The sequence below is a fragment of the Streptomyces fagopyri genome, assembly GCF_009498275.1.
Lineage (GTDB): Bacteria > Actinomycetota > Actinomycetes > Streptomycetales > Streptomycetaceae > Streptomyces > Streptomyces fagopyri.
Map to the genome: position 1 here is coordinate 4,335,950 of NZ_CP045643.1, position 17,703 is coordinate 4,353,652.

The 17,703-nt window shown below is 71.9% G+C and carries 12 protein-coding genes; 1 reads left to right on the forward strand and 11 read right to left on the reverse strand.

All coding sequences use genetic code 11. The features are described 5' to 3' along the window. Positions 1-127: 127 nt before the first annotated feature. The 8 genes from tmk to bldG all read right to left on the reverse strand — a co-directional run bounded on the left by tmk (position 128) and on the right by bldG (position 14,045). Complete coding sequence (tmk, locus tag GFH48_RS18570) at positions 128-3,532, reverse strand: dTMP kinase (RefSeq protein ID WP_153289328.1); 3,405 nt, start codon at positions 3,530-3,532, stop codon at positions 128-130. A 114-nt stretch (positions 3,533-3,646) separates the two neighbouring features. After that, positions 3,647-6,460, reverse strand: coding sequence for a type I DNA topoisomerase (gene topA / locus GFH48_RS18575; protein ID WP_153289329.1), 2,814 nt, complete (start codon positions 6,458-6,460; stop codon positions 3,647-3,649). Positions 6,461-6,696: 236 nt separating this feature from the next. Beyond that, a complete protein-coding gene (locus GFH48_RS18580) occupies positions 6,697-6,894 on the reverse strand; it encodes a hypothetical protein (protein WP_153289330.1) in 198 nt (65 codons plus the stop codon). A gap of 909 nt (positions 6,895-7,803) precedes the next feature. After that, positions 7,804-9,324 (reverse strand): DUF7059 domain-containing protein, encoded by a 1,521-nt coding sequence (locus GFH48_RS18585; protein WP_153289331.1) that lies wholly within the window; start codon positions 9,322-9,324, stop codon positions 7,804-7,806. A 303-nt stretch (positions 9,325-9,627) separates the two neighbouring features. Continuing rightward, positions 9,628-10,218 carry a small secreted protein gene (locus GFH48_RS18590; protein ID WP_153289332.1) on the reverse strand — a complete coding sequence of 197 codons (591 nt, stop codon included), beginning with the start codon at positions 10,216-10,218 and terminating at the stop codon, positions 9,628-9,630. 205 nt (positions 10,219-10,423) lie between these two features. Beyond that, on the reverse strand, positions 10,424-12,829 hold the full coding sequence (locus GFH48_RS18595) for a sodium-translocating pyrophosphatase (protein WP_153289333.1): 2,406 nt from the start codon (positions 12,827-12,829) through the stop codon (positions 10,424-10,426). 322 nt (positions 12,830-13,151) lie between these two features. Further along, positions 13,152-13,589 carry an ATP-binding protein gene (locus GFH48_RS18600; RefSeq protein ID WP_153289334.1) on the reverse strand — a complete coding sequence of 146 codons (438 nt, stop codon included), beginning with the start codon at positions 13,587-13,589 and terminating at the stop codon, positions 13,152-13,154. Between the two features lie 114 nt (positions 13,590-13,703). Next, complete coding sequence (gene bldG / locus GFH48_RS18605) at positions 13,704-14,045, reverse strand: anti-sigma factor antagonist BldG (protein WP_003975386.1); 342 nt, start codon at positions 14,043-14,045, stop codon at positions 13,704-13,706. An 80-nt stretch (positions 14,046-14,125) separates the two neighbouring features. On the opposite strand from bldG, the gene GFH48_RS18610 reads away from it, so the two are divergent. Continuing rightward, positions 14,126-16,579 carry a DEAD/DEAH box helicase gene (locus GFH48_RS18610; protein ID WP_194280614.1) on the forward strand — a complete coding sequence of 818 codons (2,454 nt, stop codon included), beginning with the start codon at positions 14,126-14,128 and terminating at the stop codon, positions 16,577-16,579. Here the strand turns inward: GFH48_RS18610 and GFH48_RS18615 are convergent. The 3 genes from GFH48_RS18615 to GFH48_RS18625 form a co-directional block, all read right to left on the reverse strand. Continuing rightward, positions 16,545-16,973, reverse strand: a complete 429-nt coding sequence (locus GFH48_RS18615) for an Rv3654c family TadE-like protein (protein ID WP_228121356.1) — start codon at positions 16,971-16,973, stop codon at positions 16,545-16,547. The genes GFH48_RS18610 and GFH48_RS18615 overlap by 35 nt on opposite strands. A 113-nt stretch (positions 16,974-17,086) precedes the next feature. After that, positions 17,087-17,476, reverse strand: coding sequence for a TadE family type IV pilus minor pilin (locus GFH48_RS18620; protein ID WP_153289337.1), 390 nt, complete (start codon positions 17,474-17,476; stop codon positions 17,087-17,089). Beyond that, positions 17,463-17,681, reverse strand: coding sequence for a DUF4244 domain-containing protein (locus GFH48_RS18625; RefSeq protein ID WP_153289338.1), 219 nt, complete (start codon positions 17,679-17,681; stop codon positions 17,463-17,465). The genes GFH48_RS18620 and GFH48_RS18625 overlap by 14 nt, the downstream gene beginning before the upstream one ends. Between the last annotated feature and the right edge of the window lie 22 nt (positions 17,682-17,703).

The following is a 17,703-nucleotide window of genomic DNA, read 5'->3' on the forward strand; positions in this document are numbered from 1 at the left end:
CCAGCCCCCGTCCCGGCCGCGGCCCGGAGGACGTACGGCCGGAACCGCGGGGCCCAGCCGTGCCGGCCACCGCGTCCCATCGCGTCCCACGGCGATCACGACCGCCGCGCCGGCGACCGCCCCGGACTCAGCGGCGGCGACCGCCGTGCCCGTCGCGCCCCTCGCGCCCTTCTTCGGCCTCCTCGTCATCCCGCGGGCCCAGCAGCTCGTCCGCGAGGCTCGGGAGGTCGTCGAGCGGTGTCTCCTCCGCCCAGTCCGGACGCGGGCGACGGCGGGGCGTGCCCGACGCGTCGACCTGGGGCAGTTCGCGCGTGCGGTCGACCGCGTCGTCGGAGCGCCGGGGCGCGTCGTCGGAGCGCCGCGCAGGCGACCGCTCGTCACGGAAGAAGCCCGGGGGCACCCGGTCCGCCGGGTCCCCGGCCGCCGAACCCCCGTCCTCTCCCCTGTCCCTGTTCCGGTCCTCGGCGTTCCTGTCCCTGCCCCCGGCCGAGTCCCTGTCGTCCCGTACGGGAGGCAGCACCGCCGTCTCGTCGGCCGCGCGGGGCGTCACCGGCGGCAGGACCGCCGTCTCGTCCGCGGCTCCCCCGACCGGCGGCAGCACCGTCGTCCGTTCCGCGGGGTCCTCCGGCACGGGTGGCTTCGGCAGCTTGGCCGTCTCCTCGGAGTCGGACCGGGAACCGCCGCGGTTCCCCCTGTCCCGCACCGGCGACAGCACCGCCGTGTCGTCGACGGCGCCGCCGCCCGACGTGTCCGAGGGCGCGACGACCGGCGTGGGCACGGTCGTCTCGTTGTCGGACCCGGTGCCGGCGCCGCCCCGAGTCGTGGCGGGGGCCTGGGCCGGAGTGGAGGCCGGGGCCGGGCTCGGTTCCGGAGCGGAGCCGGATGGGGCTGCGGACGGTGAGGTCCCGGTGGACGGCGAGGCCGCGGCAGCGCTCGCCGCGGCAGCGGCGGCGGCCGACTCCGCCGCGGCACGCCGGGCCCGCTCCGCGCGCAGCAACGCCTCCTCGGCCTTGCGCTGCTTCTCCACACGCCGGGTCTCCGCCTCGGCGCGCAGCCGGGCCTCCTCCTCGGCCTGCTTGCGCAGCCGTTCCTGCTCGGCGGCCCTGACCTTCTCCTCGGCCAGCAGACGCGCCCGCTCCTCCTCGGCACGGCGGCGGGCGTCCTCGGCGCGCTGCCGGGCCTCCTCCGCCTGCCGCTCCGCCTCGCGACGCTGGGCCTCCTCCAGCTCGCGCTGCTTGCGTTCCTCTTCCTCCGCGCGCAACCGGGCGAGCTGTTCCTGGCGCTCGCGCTCCTGGCGCTCCTCCTCGGCCTTGCGGGCGGCCTCTTCCTCGGCCTTGCGCCGGGCCTCCGCCTCGGCCGCCTTGCGCGCCTCCTCCTGGGCCTTCACCTCGGCCTCGGAGAGGGGCAGCATCACGTCGAGGCGGTGCCGGACGACGGTGGTGACCGCCTCGGGCTCCTGTGCGGCGTCGACGACCAGGTAGCGGCCGGGGTCGGCCGCGGCCAGCGTCAGGAAACCGGACCGCACGCGCGTGTGGAACTCGACGGGCTCCGACTCCAGCCGGTCCGGCGCCTCCGTGAACCGCTCCCGCGCCGCCTCCGGGGAGACGTCGAGCAGCACCGTCAGGTGCGGCACCAGTCCGTCGGTCGCCCACCGGTTGATGCGGGCGATCTCGGTCGGCGACAGGTCGCGGCCCGCGCCCTGGTAGGCCACCGAGGAGTCGATGTAGCGGTCGGAGATGACGACGGCGCCGCGCTCCAGCGCGGGCCGCACCACCGTGTCCACGTGCTCCGCGCGGTCGGCGGCGTACAGCAGCGCCTCCGCGCGGTGCGACAGACCCGCCGACGACACGTCCAGCAGGATCGACCGCAGCCGCTTGCCGACCGGTGTGGCACCGGGCTCACGGGTCACCACGACCTCGTGGCCCTTGGCCCGGATCCACTCGGCGAGCGCCTCGGCCTGCGTCGACTTGCCGGCGCCGTCACCGCCCTCCAGGGCGAGGAAGAACCCGTTCCCGGCGAGCGTCGGCAGCGGGTCGTCGCCACCGCGCAGCGCGTCCAGCAGGTCGTGGCGCAGCGGCACGCCCGAGCGGTCGTCGACCTTGGCGAGCACCAGCGCGGCGACGGGCAGCAGCAGGGCGCCCACCAGCATCAGGGTGAAGGCTGCGCCGCCGTGCGCGAACACGAACTTGCCGTTCTCCAGGCGGTGCGGTCCGATCGCCGCGGCCACCAGGGGGGCCAGCAGGGCACCGAGCGCCACGGAGACCCGTACGACCGCGTGCAGGTGTTCGGTGGTGCGCGCCCGCCGGTACTCCTCGGTCTCCTGGTCGAGCAGCGCGTGCCCGGTGTTCGCCGCGACGCCCGCGCCGACGCCGGCGAGGGCGACGATCAGCAGCACGGTGGTGACATCCGGGACCAGCCCGGCGGCCAGCAGGGCGATACCGGTGAAGGCGATCGCGAGGGAGAGCAGCCGGCGCCTGGACAGCGACGGCAGCACCTTGGCGGCGGTACGGATACCGACGACGACACCGCCGGTCAGCGCGAGCACCAGCAGCCCGTACGTGACCGGTCCGCCGCCCAGGTCCTTGGCCTGCAGCACGGAGACGGCGACGGCGGCCGCGATCGCCGCGGCGACGGCCGCGCAGGCCAGCACCAGGAGCGGGATCACGCCGGTACGGCCCTTGTCGACGCCTGTGCCCGTCCTGGGGCGGCGCAGGCCCTCCAGAGGCGAGCGTGCCCGGGGGGTGCGGGTATCGGGCAGTTCGAGGAACGTGAGCACGGAGAGCGAGGCGGCGAACAGTCCGGCGGCGACGTACGAGGCGAGCGCCCCCTGGTGCTGGTCGAACCAGGCGATCCCGGCACCCAGCAGGTTGTTGACGAGGGACACCACGACGAGCGCCGCGGCCGCGATCGGCACCGCCGCGAACGCGGTACGCAGGGACAGGCGCCGCAGCGCGTCCATGTGGTCCGGCAGCGGGCGCACGGTGGCGCCCTCCATGGGCGGCGCGGGCAGCAGCGCGGGGGCCGCGCCCTCCCGGCTCACCGTCCAGAAGCGCTCGGCCACACCGGTCACGAACGCGACGACCAGGAGGACGGCGAGGGCGTCGTCCGGTGTCCAGTCGATCCACAGGGGCGCGACGATCAGCAGCAGGGCCCGCAGGCCGTCGGCGCCGACCATGGTCCAGCGCCGGTCGAGCGGGCCGTCCTTCGACGTCAGCGAGGTGAGCGGGCCCAGCAGGACCGCCCCGAAGAGCAGGGTCGCGAGCACCCGCGCCGCGAAGACCGCGGACACCGCGAGGGCGACGCCGCGGTAGCCACCGCCGAAGGAGCCCTCGGCGACCGCCGCCTGGAGGACGAGCACGACCAGGACGAGCAGGGCCAGGGCGTCGGCGACACTCCCTACCAGGTGGGCGCCCCACAGGCGTTTCAGCTGCGGCTGGCGCAGCAGCGCGCGCACGGCGCGCTCGCGCGAATCCGCGACCAGGGCGTCGTCGGGGTCCGGAGTGTGGGCCGTAGGCTGCTCGGCTCGCGTCATTCCGCAAGCCTATCGGGACCCACTGACTGTCCGAAGGGGTGCCCGAACATGTGGACGCCCCCACACCGGAAGGTACGGGGGCGTCCACATCCGCCGGGCGGTTCCGGCCCGGTCTCAGCTCTCGGAAGCCGCTGTCTTCTTGGCGGCCGTCTTCTTGGCGGGCGCCTTCTTGGCGGCCGTCTTCGACGTCGTCGTCTTCTTCGCGGCGGCCTTCTTGGCGGGGGCCTTCTTGGTGGCCGTCTTCTTGGCGGCGGCCTTCTTCACGGTCTTCTTGGCCGGGGCCTTGGCACGCTTCTCGGCGAGCAGCTCGAAGCCGCGCTCCGGAGTGATGTCCTCGACGCTGTCCCCGGACCGCAGGGTCGCGTTGGTCTCGCCGTCGGTCACGTACGGCCCGAAACGGCCGTCCTTGACGACGACGGGCTTCGCGCTGACCGGGTCCTCGCCCAGCTCCTTCAGCGGCGGCTTGGCGGCCGCGCGGCCACGCTGCTTGGGCTGGGAGTAGATCTCCAGCGACTCTTCGAGCGTGATGGTGAAGAGCTGGTCCTCGGTCTGCAGGGAGCGCGAGTCCGTGCCCTTCTTCAGGTACGGCCCGTAGCGCCCGTTCTGCGCGGTGATCTCCACACCCTCGGCGTCCTTGCCGACGACGCGCGGCAGGGACATCAGTTTGAGGGCGTCCTGAAGGGTCACCGTGTCCAGCGACATGGACTTGAAGAGGGACGCGGTACGCGGCTTGACGGCGTTCTTGCCCGTCTTCGGGGTGCCCTCGGGGAGCACCTCGGTGACGTACGGGCCGTAGCGGCCGTCCCGCGCGATGATCTGGTGGCCCGACTCCGGGTCGTTGCCGAGTTCGAAGTCGCCGCTCGGCTTGGCGAGCAGTTCCTCCGCCAGTTCGACGGAGAGCTCGTCCGGGGCCAGGTCCTCCGGCACGTCCGCGCGCTGGTGGTTCTCGGAGTCCTTCTCGCCGCGCTCGACGTAGGGGCCGTAGCGGCCCACGCGGAGCACGATGCCCTCGCCGACGGGGAAGGACGACACCTCGCGGGCGTCGATGGCGCCCAGGTCGGTGACGAGCTCCTTGAGGCCGCCCAGGTGGTCGCCGTCGCCGTTCCCGGCCTCGGCGGCGCCCGTCGCCTCGCCCTCGCCGAAGTAGAAGCGCCTGAGCCACGGCACGGCCCGCGCCTCGCCCCGCGCGATGCGGTCGAGGTCGTCCTCCATCTTGGCCGTGAAGTCGTAGTCGACGAGCCGCCCGAAGTGCTTCTCCAGGAGGTTGACCACGGCGAAGCTCAGGAAGGACGGCACCAGGGCCGTGCCCTTCTTGAAGACATAGCCGCGGTCGAGGATCGTGCCGATGATCGACGCGTATGTCGACGGGCGGCCGATCTCGCGCTCTTCGAGCTCCTTGACCAGCGAGGCCTCGGTGTAGCGGGCCGGCGGCTTGGTGGCGTGGCCGTCGACCGTGATCTCCTCGGAGGACAGCGGGTCGCCCTCGCCGACCTGGGGGAGCCGGCGCTCGCGGTCGTCGAGTTCGGCGTTCGGGTCGTCCGCGCCCTCGACGTAGGCCTTCAGGAAGCCGTGGAACGTGATCGTCTTGCCGGACGCGCTGAACTCGGCGTCACGGCCGTCGGCGGCCGCGCCGGCGATCTTCACCGTGACGGAGTTGCCGACCGCGTCCTTCATCTGGGAGGCGACGGTCCGCTTCCAGATCAGCTCGTACAGCTTGAACTGGTCGCCGGTCAGACCCGTCTCGGCCGGGGTGCGGAAACGATCACCCGAAGGGCGGATCGCCTCGTGCGCCTCCTGCGCGTTCTTGACCTTTCCGGCGTACGTGCGCGGCTGGGCCGGCAGGTAGTCGGCGCCGTACAGCTGCGTGACCTGGGTGCGGGCCGCGGTGATCGCCGTGTCCGAGAGGGTCGTGGAGTCCGTACGCATGTACGTGATGAAGCCGTTCTCGTACAGCTTCTGGGCCACCTGCATGGTGGCCTTCGCGCCGAAGCCGAGCTTGCGCGAGGCCTCCTGCTGGAGGGTCGTCGTGCGGAACGGCGCGTACGGCGAACGGCGGTACGGCTTGGACTCGACCGAGCGGACCGAGAAGTCCGTGTTCTCCAGGGCGGCGGCGAGCGCGCGGGCGTTCGCCTCGTCCAGGTGGAGGGTGCTGGCGCTCTTCGACCGGCCGAGCGAGTCGAAGTCGCGGCCCTGGGCGACACGCTTGCCGTCGACCGCGGTGAGACGGGCGACCAGCGTGGACGGGTCGGACGCGTCCCCGCGCCGGCCCGTGCCGAAGGTGCCGGTCAGGTCCCAGTACTCGGCGGACCGGAAGGCGATGCGCTCGCGCTCCCGCTCGACGACGAGGCGGGTCGCAACGGACTGGACACGGCCCGCCGACAGACGCGGCATGACCTTCTTCCACAGGACCGGCGAGACCTCGTAGCCGTAGAGGCGGTCCAGGATGCGGCGGGTCTCCTGGGCGTCGACCATGCGCTGGTTGAGCTCGCGCGGATTGGCGACGGCGCTGCGGATCGCGTCCTTGGTGATCTCGTGGAAGACCATCCGGTGGACGGGGACCTTGGGCTTCAGGACCTCGAGGAGGTGCCACGCGATGGCCTCGCCCTCGCGGTCCTCATCGGTGGCGAGGAAGAGTTCGTCGGAGTCCTTCAGCAGGTCCTTGAGCTTCTTGACCTGGGCCTTCTTGTCGGCGTTGACGACATAGATGGGCTGGAAGTCGTGCTCGACGTCCACGCCGAGGCGGCGCACCTCACCGGTGTACTCCTCCGGCACCTCCGCCGCGCCGTTGGGGAGGTCGCGGATGTGCCCGACGCTCGCTTCGACGACATAGCCGGGGCCGAGATAGCCCTTGATCGTCTTCGCCTTGGCAGGCGACTCGACGATGACGAGTCGGCGGCCGCCGTGTGCGGTGTCGCTGGTCGGGGACAACTTCGCTCTTCTCTCCGGTCGACGCAGGGGGTCTCCCCAGGCCTTGGTCCCGGGGGTCGGGTCATGCTGACGCTGCGGAGTGTGACGGTACATCCCGCCCCCGTGTCAAACGGGAAAAGCCCGCAACGGCCACTCGAACGGTAACCCGACTACCGCCATTCCTGCCGCCCGGAGTACGCAGCCGCCCTTTCGGCCCCATCCGGAGTGTGACCCCCCGGTTACCGGGGGGTCGGCTCTCACACGCGCGTGAAACACCACATCCCAAGTGCCAGCGCACCCGCTCCGGCGACGCTCGCGACCGTCGCCGATGCGACGCGGTTCACACCGGCGGCGATGGGCTCGCCCTGGCGCAGCCGCACCACCGTCCACGCCAGCAGTGCACCTCCGAACAGGGCGAACACCGTCCCCACGAAGATCGCCGGTCCACTTTCCATCTCTGTTGCCTTTCCACCCCGGGTCCCAGGGTCGGGAGGCTGGCACGCCCCGGAAGCGACTGTGCGAACCTGCGGTGAACGCCGGGGGGACGGCACCCCATCGGCGGGCCCTCAGCGCCCGGAACGCGGCCGCCGCGGATGCCCTCCGGGGCGTCCGCGCGTCGCCGGAACGGCGCGCCGGGCGCGGGACTGTGGCGAATTCGTCGCCCTCCGCCCCCGTCTCACCGGCGACTCACCCCTGCCACCCTCCTCGCCCTCCCCGCCGCGGGCCCTGAGCCGCCCTCCCGGTCGCGGGCCCTGAGGCAGCGGGCACGCTTCCCCGGCCGGTGGGCGGCGCGTGCGTGGATCTCCCGGTACGTCCGGCGCCGGCCTGGAGATACGGCACCGGCCGGATGTTGGCCAGATTCGCATCCCGGCGAGGGCCGTACCCGGCGACGGGCCCTGCGGGCGGCACCGGCGGCGGGTCCACACGAGGACAGTGGGTCCTGCGGGGGACGTCGGTGACGGGGCCCGACAGCGGACTCGGTGACGGGTCCTGACCGCCGACCTTGGCAAAGCTCCTGGCTAAGGGTCTCGGCAACGCGTCCTGGCTAAGGGTCCCGGCAACGCGTCCTGGCTGGGCGCCCGGTGGCCGTACGGGGGAACCCGGTCGGGCATCCCGGCCGAGGCCACGGGGCAGGCCCCGATCGGATCCAGCGGCCGGCGGAGGGACCTCGGCGAACGATCCCGTGAACCCGGTCGCCTTCCGACCCGAACGGCCCCGGCGAAGGTCCCGGTGAACCCCAAAGACGCTCCCGGTCCGGCGGACGGCGGAGAATCCGGTGGCCGGCAGAGCATCCGATCGCGCGGCAGAGCATCCGGTGGCCCGGCGGAGCGCGCGTCGCGGTCCGCCGGGAAGGGTGCCCCTCGTCACTCCGCGGGCTCGAGGAACCCCTGTTCCACCAGCAGCCGGATCTGGCCGGGCGTCCGGTCGCGCAGCAACACCGGGTCCTCTCCGACCAGTTGGGCGATGGCGTCGAGGATCCGTCCGGCGCTCAGGGTGCCGTCGCACACGCCGGCGAAGCCCGCGCCGACCGTGTCCACCTTGGTGGCCCGCCGCATCCCTCGGTTCTGGCGCAGCACCACATGTTCCGGGTCCTCGGCGCCGGGCAGCCCGACCTGCTCCTGGACCACCTCGGCCGTGAGTCTGAAGTGCCCGGCGAGCAGCGCCGCGTCGTCGCTGGCCCGCAGGAAGTCGATCCGGGCGAAGTGCGCGCGCACGGTGTCGCCGAGCGGCTGCTCGACGGGGTGCGGCCACTCCTCGACCGTGATCGAGGGCTCGGCGGCCGCCGTCCTGCGCAGCGTGATCCACCCGAAGCCGACCGCCTTGACCTTGCGCGCCTCGAACTCGTCCAGCCAGGCGTCGTACCGCGCCTGGTACTCGGCCGGGTCGGAGCGGTGGTCGCCCGCGTCGCGCAGCCACAACTCGGCGTACTGCGTGATGTCCTGGACCTCGCGCTGAACGATCCAGGCGTCACAGCCGCGCGGCACCCAGGAGCGCAGCCGGTCCTGCCAGTCCTCGCCCTCCACGTGCTGCCAGTTGGCCAGGAACTGGGCATATCCCCCTTCGTTCAGCCGGTCCCCCGACTGCTGGACGAGCGTGCGGCACAGATCGTCCCCGCCCATCCCGCCGTCGCGGTAGGTGAGCCGGGCGCCGGGCGAGATCACGAAGGGCGGGTTGGAGACGATCAGGTCGTACGTCTCGTCGTCCGCGACCGGCTCGAAGAGCGAGCCCTCGCGCAGGTCGGCCGCCGGGGCGCCGGAGAGCGCCAGGGTGAGCGCGGTGATGTGCAGCGCGCGCGGGTTGAGGTCGGTCGCGGTCACGCGTGTGGCGTGCTGGGCCGCGTGCAGTGCCTGGATACCGGAGCCGGTGCCGAGATCGAGCGCGGCGGCGACGGGCTCGCGGACCGTGATGCCGGCCAGGGTCGTGGACGCGCCGCCCACGCCGAGGACGACGCCCTCCTCACGGCTTCCGATGCCGCCCGCGCCACCGACGGCGCACCCGAGGTCGGACACGATGAACCAGTCCTCGCCACCGGGTCCCCCGTACGGCCGGACGTCCACCGTCGCGGTGACCTCGGCGCCGCCCACGCGGGTCAGCCAGCCGCTCTCCAGGCAGTCCTCGACCGGCAGCACGTCCGCCACGCGCGCGTGCGGCACGGGCTGCTGCAACAGGAACAGCCGGACGAGCGTCTCCAGGGGCGTGTCGCCGCGGGTCGCGCGCAGCGCGGGCACGGTCTCGCTGCGCGCCAGCGCCGTGTAGGCGGGTGCGCCGAGCAGGTCGAGCATTCCGTCGGCGGTGAACGAGGCGCCGAGCAGGGCGTCCCGCAGCCGAGCGGCGACGTCGACGCGGTCGGACGAGGGCAACGGTGGCAGGCTGGTGTGACTCACCTCCCCATTGTGTCCGCTCCCGCCGACCGGCACGCACTCCTGTGGACAGCGGCACGCGCGCCTGTGGACAGCGGCGGGTCCTCCTGTGGACACGCGGGGCGGGGACCCGGCACGCAGCGCGTACCGGGTCCTGGTGGCGAGACGTACCGGGCCCTGGTGGGGACACGTACCGGGCGCGTTGGGACACGTACCGGGTCCTCGTGGGGACACGTACCGGGCCCCGGTTCGGACACGTACCGGGCCCCGGTTCGGATACGTACCGGGTCCCTCGTCGAGGTGGGCGGCCGCTGGGCCGCCGGCGGCTCAGCCCTGGGCCGCGGAGGGCGACGCGCCCGACTTGCAGCTCTCCTGCTTGGCCATCGCCTTGCCCACGTCACCCTCCTCCAGCTTCTTCAGCGCGTCGTTGCCGCTCTGGCTCAGTTTGGCGAGCTGCGTCGCGATGCCCTTGAGACCGTCCGCGAACTTCGCCTGGTCCTTCGTGTCGAGCCCGTCGACCTGCTTCTTGAGGGCCGCGTAGGACGCGGAGATGCCGTTGAGCTCCTTCACGGCGTCCGTCTGCTTCTGCTTGCCGTCGGTGACGTCGGGCGGGCCGGCGCCGTCGACCGCGGCGCCGATCGCCTTGTAGGCGTCCGACATGTCCTGGAAGGCCTGCGCGTCCGTCGTCCGGACGGCGTCCGGCGCGCTGTTGTCCGAGGTCTCCTTCTGGATCGCGGCGTTGGCGGCCTCGATCTTCTTGGCCTGCGGCTGTACCGCGTCACAGACCTGCTTGGCCCAGGAGTTCAGCTTGTCGTCGTTGCCGTTGTCGCTGCTGCATCCCGACAGCGCCAGTACCAGTACCGCACCGCCGGACAGTGCGGCCGTGAGCTTCTTGTTCACCGGATTGGTCCCTTCCATGGCTCTCGGCCCCGGAACATACACGCCATCCGGGCGACATCCGCGGGGCGTGCGCCCGGTTCACCCCTTATTGAAGCCATTTGCACCAAGCGAGAGAAGGCTCACGGCGCGGGTGTGAACACACACAGAGCGGGCGGGCGGCGCGTCAATACGCGCCGCCCGCCCGCCCGTTGGCCGGTACCTGGCCAGATGGACAACCCTGGAGCTACGAAACCACCGCCGCGTCCGGCGACTTGGAGACCCGTTCCGCGTCCTCCTCGTCGCCCACCGCGAGCCCGCGTCGCTTGGAGACGTACACCGCGACCACGATCACGAGCAGCGAGAGCGCCGCGATCAGGATGCGCAGCGCGAGGTTCTTGTCGTCGCCGTACGAGAACTTGACGACCGCCGGGGCGATCAGCAGCGCCACCAGGTTCATCACCTTCAGGAGCGGGTTGATCGCGGGTCCCGCGGTGTCCTTGAAGGGGTCACCGACGGTGTCGCCGATCACCGTGGCGGCGTGCGCCTCGCTGCCCTTGCCGCCGTGATGGCCGTCCTCCACGAGTTTCTTCGCGTTGTCCCACGCGCCGCCGGAGTTGGCGAGGAAGACGGCCATCAGGGTGCCGGTGCCGATCGCGCCCGCGAGATACGAGCCGAGCGCGCCGACGCCGAGTGTGAAGCCGATGGCGATGGGCGCCAGGACGGCGAGCAGACCCGGGGTGGCCAGCTCCCGCAGGGCGTCCTTGGTGCAGATGTCGACGACCCGCCCGTATTCGGGCTTCTCCGTGTAGTCCATGATCCCGGGGTGCTCGCGGAACTGCCGCCGCACCTCGTAGACCACGGCCCCCGCGGAGCGCGACACGGCGTTGATCGCGAGACCCGAGAAGAGGAACACGACGGCCGCGCCGGCGATCAGACCCACCAGGTTGTTGGGCTGGGAGATGTCCATCATCAGGTTCAACGGCGCGCCGGGCCCGGAGACCTTCTCGCCCACGTCGTTCGCGGCCGACAGGATCGCGTCCCGGTACGACCCGAAGAGCGCCGAGGCCGCGAGGACGGCCGTGGCGATCGCGATGCCCTTGGTGATGGCCTTGGTGGTGTTGCCCACCGCGTCCAGGTCGGTGAGCACCTGGGCGCCCGCGCCCGTGACGTCGCCCGACATCTCCGCGATGCCCTGGGCGTTGTCGGAGACCGGGCCGAAGGTGTCCATGGCGACGATGACACCGACCGTGGTGAGCAGGCCGGTCCCGGCCAGCGCCACGGCGAAGAGCGCCAGCGTGATGGACGTGCCGCCGAGCAGGAAGGCCCCGTACACGCCGAGACCGATCAGCAGGGCGGTGTACACGGCCGATTCGAGACCGATGGAGATACCGGCCAGGATGACCGTGGCCGCGCCGGTGAGCGAGCTCTTGCCGATGTCCCGTACGGGACGGCGGGTGGTCTCGGTGAAGTAGCCGGTCAACTGCTGGATGAGCGCGGCCATCACGATGCCGATCGCGACGGCCACCACCGCGAGGATCCGCGGATCGCCGCTCTTCGCCGCGATCGCCGCGTCCGTGACGCCGTCCAGCCCGGAGTACTTCCCCGGCAGGTAGGCGAAGACGGCCACCGCGACCAGCACCAGCGAGATCACCGCGGAGACGAAGAATCCACGGTTGATCGCGGACATGCCGCTGCGGTCGGAACGGCGTGGTGCCACCGCGAAGATGCCGACCATGGCCGTGAGGACGCCGATCGCGGGCACGATCAGCGGGAAGGCGAGCCCGGAGTCTCCGAACGCCGCCTTGCCGAGGATCAGCGCCGCGACGAGCGTGACGGCATACGACTCGAAGAGGTCGGCGGCCATGCCGGCGCAGTCCCCGACGTTGTCGCCCACGTTGTCCGCGATGGTCGCGGCGTTGCGCGGGTCGTCCTCCGGGATGCCCTGCTCGACCTTGCCGACCAGGTCGGCGCCGACGTCGGCGGCCTTGGTGAAGATGCCGCCGCCGACACGCATGAACATGGCGATCAGCGCGGCGCCGAGCCCGAATCCCTCCAGGACCTTCGGCGCGTCGGCCGCGTACACCAGCACCACACAGGAGGCGCCCAGCAGACCGAGCCCCACCGTGAACATGCCGACGACGCCGCCCGTGCGGAATGCGATCTTCATGGCTTTGTGCGAGACGGCGGTGAGATCCTTTTCGGGTTCACCCGCGGCCGGAGTCGCTTCCCGTGCCGCGGCGGCCACGCGGACATTGCTCCGGACGGCGAGCCACATACCGATATATCCGGTGGTCGCCGAGAACACCGCGCCGATCAGGAAGAAGATCGACCTTCCGGCACGCTGATTCCAGTCGTCCGCGGGCAGCAGCATGAGCAGGAAGAACACCACGGAGGCGAATACCGCCAGGGTGCGCAACTGCCGCCCCAGGTAGGCGTTCGCGCCCTCCTGGACCGCTGCCGCGATCTCCTTCATGCTGTCGGTGCCCTCGCCGGCCGCGAGCACCTGTCGTACCAGGACCCCGGCGACCGCCAGAGCCGCCAGCGCGACGACACCGATGACCATCACGATCAGGCGATTGTCGTCGGTCAGAACTGCGGCTGCGAAGGTTGTGGGATGGTCAAACTGATGAGGGGTAGAAAGCCCCGCCATTCGTCCTCCTTGACGCCTGTGCTGAGCTCAAGATGTGGACGGATTGTAGGTACCGGAACCTGATCAAAACAGTACGCGGTAAACGGAATTCGCCTTCACATCCCCGTCAGCAAATGATCGACGGGCGTCCACAGAACCCAAAAGAGGTAATGCCCCAAAAGCGTTGACCCTTGATCAAATAATCGCGTGATTGATCGTGAACCAATTCACGAATGGCGCCCGCAGTCATCTCACCTGCCCGGGCGCAAGAAAAAGGGCCCTGCGAGGCAGGGCCCTTCGTGTGATGAGTGTGTCTTGTACGTGTCCTGCTACGAGGGGGACATCAGGGAACGAGCGTGACCGGCGGCGTGGTCGGCCAGCTCATCCTGATCAGTCCACCGTGCTCGCCGGCGCTGACCTCGACGTCGTCGACGAGGCCGCTGATGACCGCAAGGCCCATCTCGTCCTCCTCGGTGTCCGTGTCGGCATCGCCGGGAGAGGCTCCGGGCACCGTCGCACCGGGCACCGAACGCGGCGCCTCGTCGCCGACCTCGATGGAGAACTGCTTCTCCTCCTCGATCAGCGTCACCCGCACCGGCGCCGAGATGCCGCTGCTCTGGTGCAGTCCGACGGCACGGCTGCAGGCCTCGCCCACGGCGAGTCTGAGCTCGTCGAGAACGGCCTCGTCCACTCCGGCCCTGCGCGCCACCGCTGCCGCCACCAGTCGGGCGGTCCTGACGTGCTCGGGCAGCGCGCTGAAGCGGAGTTCAACGGTGGCCATGCATCCCCCTCACCTACGGGCGTGCTGTCAGGGGGCCGGGCCGCCGAGGCCCGGTCCCCCTCCATTGCTTCTACCGTCTCGGACGCCACGCTCCCGCGGCGCCCCGCGACGGGGTCAGTCGGTGGCCGCTACCGCTTCCTCGACCGAGGTGTGGATGGGGAACACCTTGGTGAGACCGGTGATACGGAAGATCTTCAGAATGCGCTCCTGGTTGCAGACCAGTCGCAGCGAGCCCTCATGGGCACGCACACGCTTCAGGCCGCCCACCAAAACGCCGAGCCCGGTGGAGTCGAGGAAGTCCACGCCCTCCATGTCGACGACAAGATGGAAACTGCCGTCGTTCACCAGCTCGACCAGCTGCTCACGCAGCTTGGGCGCGGTATATACATCGATTTCGCCACCGACCTCGACGACCGTACGATCGCCGACGGTACGGGTCGACAGGGACAGGTCCACGGATCCTCCAGCACCTTGCTATCGAGCGGTCGCCCCAAGGGACACCTCGGCAGAGCCCCCGGGACGGTTCGCCAGCCGCGATGGCATTCAATCACTTACCGGCAGGCGTGCACGACGCCTTGAGCCCATTGTCCGTCACGCCAGTGACACACTCGATGCCGATGGCCACGAATCAACGATCCGATCGAACCTCGGCGGACACCGCTTCCCGCCCCTCTCCGGGCACGGTCCTCGGCCGGCTCGCCTCGGGACCGAGCCGGGCTTCGCGCATCACTCATACGGAGCACTTGCCCCCGCGGGCGGGTCGCCATGCCGTGTGGCCCGACCGGATCCGATCGGAGGTCGTCGCCGCCGTGCAGGCCGCGGGCATCGAGCACCCCTGGGCCCACCAGGCGCTCGCCGCCGAACACGCCCTGGACGGCGATTCCGTGATCGTGGCCACCGGCACGGCCTCCGGCAAGTCCCTGGCATACCTCGTCCCGGTCCTCACAGCCCTCCTGGAGGGCTCCGAGGCGCCGAACGGCCGTGGGGCCACCGCGCTCTACCTGGCGCCCACAAAGGCCCTCGCAGCCGATCAGCGGCGGGCTGTGAAGGAACTTTCACAACCCTTGGGCAACGCCGTCCGCCCCGCCGTGTACGACGGCGACACCCCGGTCGAAGAACGCGAGTGGGTCCGCCAGTACGCCAACTACGTGCTGACCAACCCCGACATGCTGCACCGCGGGATACTGCCCTCCCACCCCCGCTGGTCCTCCTTCCTGCGCGCCCTGAAGTACGTCGTCGTCGACGAGTGCCACACCTACCGAGGCGTCTTCGGCTCCCATGTCGCCCAGGTGCTGCGCCGGCTGCGCCGCCTCTGCGCCCGCTACGGCTCCTCTCCCGTCTTCCTCCTGGCCTCCGCGACCGCCGCCGAGCCCTCCGTCGCCGCCCGCCGTCTGACCGGCCTCCCGGTGGTCGAGGTCGCCGACGACGCCTCCCCGCGCGGCGAGCTGGTCTTCGCCCTCTGGGAACCCCCGCTCACCGAACTGCACGGCGAGAAGGGCGCGCCCGTCCGGCGCACCGCCACCGCCGAGACCGCCGACCTCCTGACCGACCTGACCGTCCAGGGGGTGCGCTCGGTCGCCTTCGTACGGTCCCGGCGCGGCGCCGAACTGATCGCCGTGATCGCCCAGGAGCGACTGGCCGAGGTCGACCGCTCGCTCGCCCGGCGCGTCGCGGCGTACCGCGGCGGCTACCTCCCGGAGGAACGCCGCGCCCTCGAACGCGCCCTGCACTCCGGGGAACTTCTCGGCCTCGCCGCCACCACCGCCCTCGAACTGGGCGTCGACGTCTCCGGACTGGACGCCGTCGTCATCGCGGGCTATCCGGGCACCCGGGCGTCCCTGTGGCAGCAGGCGGGCCGCGCCGGCCGCTCCGGGCAGGGCGCGCTGGCGATCCTCGTCGCCCGCGACGACCCGCTGGACACGTTCCTCGTGCACCACCCCGAAGCACTGTTCGACCAACCGGTGGAGTCCACGGTCCTCGACCCCGACAACCCGTACGTCCTCGCCCCGCACCTGTGCGCCGCGGCCTCCGAGATCCCCCTCACGGACGAGGACCTGGAGCTGTTCGGCCCGGCCGCCGCGGATCTGCTGCCGCAGCTGGAGGCCGCGAAGCTGCTGCGCCGCCGGACGAAGGCCTGGCACTGGACACGCCGGGAGCGGGCCGCCGACCTGACCGACATCCGCGGCGAGGGCGGCAGCCCGGTACAGATCGTCGAGGCCGGAACGGGGCGGCTGCTCGGCACGGTGGACGCCGGCGCCGCGCACACGACGGTGCACGAGGGCGCGGTCCATCTCCACCAGGGCCGTACGTACCTGGTGCGGCGCCTGGACCTGGAGGACTCCGTCGCACTGGTCGAGGAGGCCAACCCGCCCTACTCCACGGTCGCCCGCGACACGACCGCCATCTCCGTCCTGGAGACGGACACCGAAATCCCCTGGGGTGGGGGCCGGTTGTGCTACGGCTCCGTCGAAGTCACCAACCAGGTCGTCTCCTTCCTGCGCCGTCGGGTCATCACCGGGGAAGTGCTGGGCGAGTCGAAGCTCGACCTCCCCCCGCGCACGCTCCGCACGCGTGCCGTGTGGTGGACGGTCACCGAGGACCAGCTGGACGCCGCCCGCATCAACCCCGAGATCCTCGGCGGCGCCCTGCACGCCGCCGAACACGCGTCGATCGGGATGCTCCCGCTGTTCGCCACCTGCGACCGCTGGGACATCGGCGGCGTGTCCGTCCCCCTGCACCCCGACACCCTGCTGCCCACCGTCTTCGTCTACGACGGTCACCCCGGCGGCGCGGGCTTCGCCGAACGCGCCTTCCACACCGCCCGTGCCTGGCTCACCGCCACCCGCGAGGCCATCTCCTCCTGCGAGTGCGAGGCCGGCTGCCCGTCCTGCATCCAGTCGCCCAAGTGCGGCAACGGCAACGAGCCGCTGCACAAACGGGGCGCTGTCCGGCTGCTCACCGAACTCCTGCGGGGAGCGCCGCAGGAGTAGCCGCCGGGTCCTCCGGTGTCGCCGGTCCCGCTCTGGACCTGACCTCCGTGGCGAAGGGACCCGTACCCGACACGGCCGTGACGTCCGAGACCTCGCCCTCCACCGCGCACCGCGCCAGCCGGGCACGCTGGGCCCGGGCCACCCGGTCCGCCTCGGCGCAGGCCGCCGGACTGCCCTCCGTCCAGTGGTCCGCGGCGGCGAGCGCGGCCAGATCGGCCGCCCCCGCCGCGCGGTGGCGCACCACGACGACCTGCCCCATCGCCAGGACCGCCCCGAAAACGGCACACAACAGGGCGATCACCCCGACCGCCCACACGGTCGCCGACCCCCTGTCCGAGGCACCCGGGGAACACGCCCGCCTCCTGACCCACGCGGCAGCCCTCGTGGCCCACAGCAGGGCGTGTGGAGGCCGGAGGAGGACACGCTGAGACCGGAGGAGGGCGTTCGGAGGCCCCAGGAGTGGGTGCGGAGGCCGGAGGAGGGCGCGAGTCGCGCTACGACCTGGTGTCATCCCCCGTCACCCCCCACGGTCTCCTCGGCCAGGGCCACGGCCTCGTCGCTCAGCTCCAGGGAGAGCGCGTCGGGTCCCGGCGCGCTCGCCGTGACCGTCACTCGGACCAGATCACCCGCCCGGCTCACCGTGACCCTGGCACCCCGCGGTGCCGCGCGGCGTGCCGTCGCCAGGACCGTGTCGGGCGGGTCCTGGCGCGCCGCCGAGCGGGCGCCGGCCCGCGCCGCGTCCACGCACTGGATCTGCGCGGACGCGGCGAGCAGGGCCCACACCAGCGCCATTCCGACGAGCACCAGCGAAGGCAGCACCACCGCCGCCTCGGCGGTCACGAAGCCACGGTCGCCGCACGGGACCGGACCGCTCGCCCCCGGCTCACGTCGGGACATTGAGCGCCCGCCCCACGATGTCCTGCAACTCCGCGCTGACCTGACCGCTCGTCACCACCTTGTAGAGCACGGCCGCGAAGGCCACCGCCGCGATGACGCCCACCGCGTACTCGGAGGTGACCATCCCCGCGTCCCTCCGCGCCCCCAGACCACGCATCCATGCCCGCGTCCACGCCCACACCCGTACTCGTACCGTCCTGCGCATCTCAACCCCCGTGGGTTCGATC

Coding starts and splice junctions, on each gene's coding strand:
- GFH48_RS18610 (WP_194280614.1), top strand. CDS start 14,126: ATGGCATTCAATCACTTACCGGCAGGCGTGCACGACGCCTTGAGCCCA.
- GFH48_RS18600 (WP_153289334.1), bottom strand. CDS start 13,589: ATGGCCACCGTTGAACTCCGCTTCAGCGCGCTGCCCGAGCACGTCAGG.
- tmk (WP_153289328.1), bottom strand. CDS start 3,532: ATGACGCGAGCCGAGCAGCCTACGGCCCACACTCCGGACCCCGACGAC.
- GFH48_RS18625 (WP_153289338.1), bottom strand. CDS start 17,681: ATGCGCAGGACGGTACGAGTACGGGTGTGGGCGTGGACGCGGGCATGG.
- GFH48_RS18580 (WP_153289330.1), bottom strand. CDS start 6,894: ATGGAAAGTGGACCGGCGATCTTCGTGGGGACGGTGTTCGCCCTGTTC.
- GFH48_RS18620 (WP_153289337.1), bottom strand. CDS start 17,476: ATGTCCCGACGTGAGCCGGGGGCGAGCGGTCCGGTCCCGTGCGGCGAC.
- GFH48_RS18595 (WP_153289333.1), bottom strand. CDS start 12,829: ATGGCGGGGCTTTCTACCCCTCATCAGTTTGACCATCCCACAACCTTC.
- GFH48_RS18590 (WP_153289332.1), bottom strand. CDS start 10,218: ATGGAAGGGACCAATCCGGTGAACAAGAAGCTCACGGCCGCACTGTCC.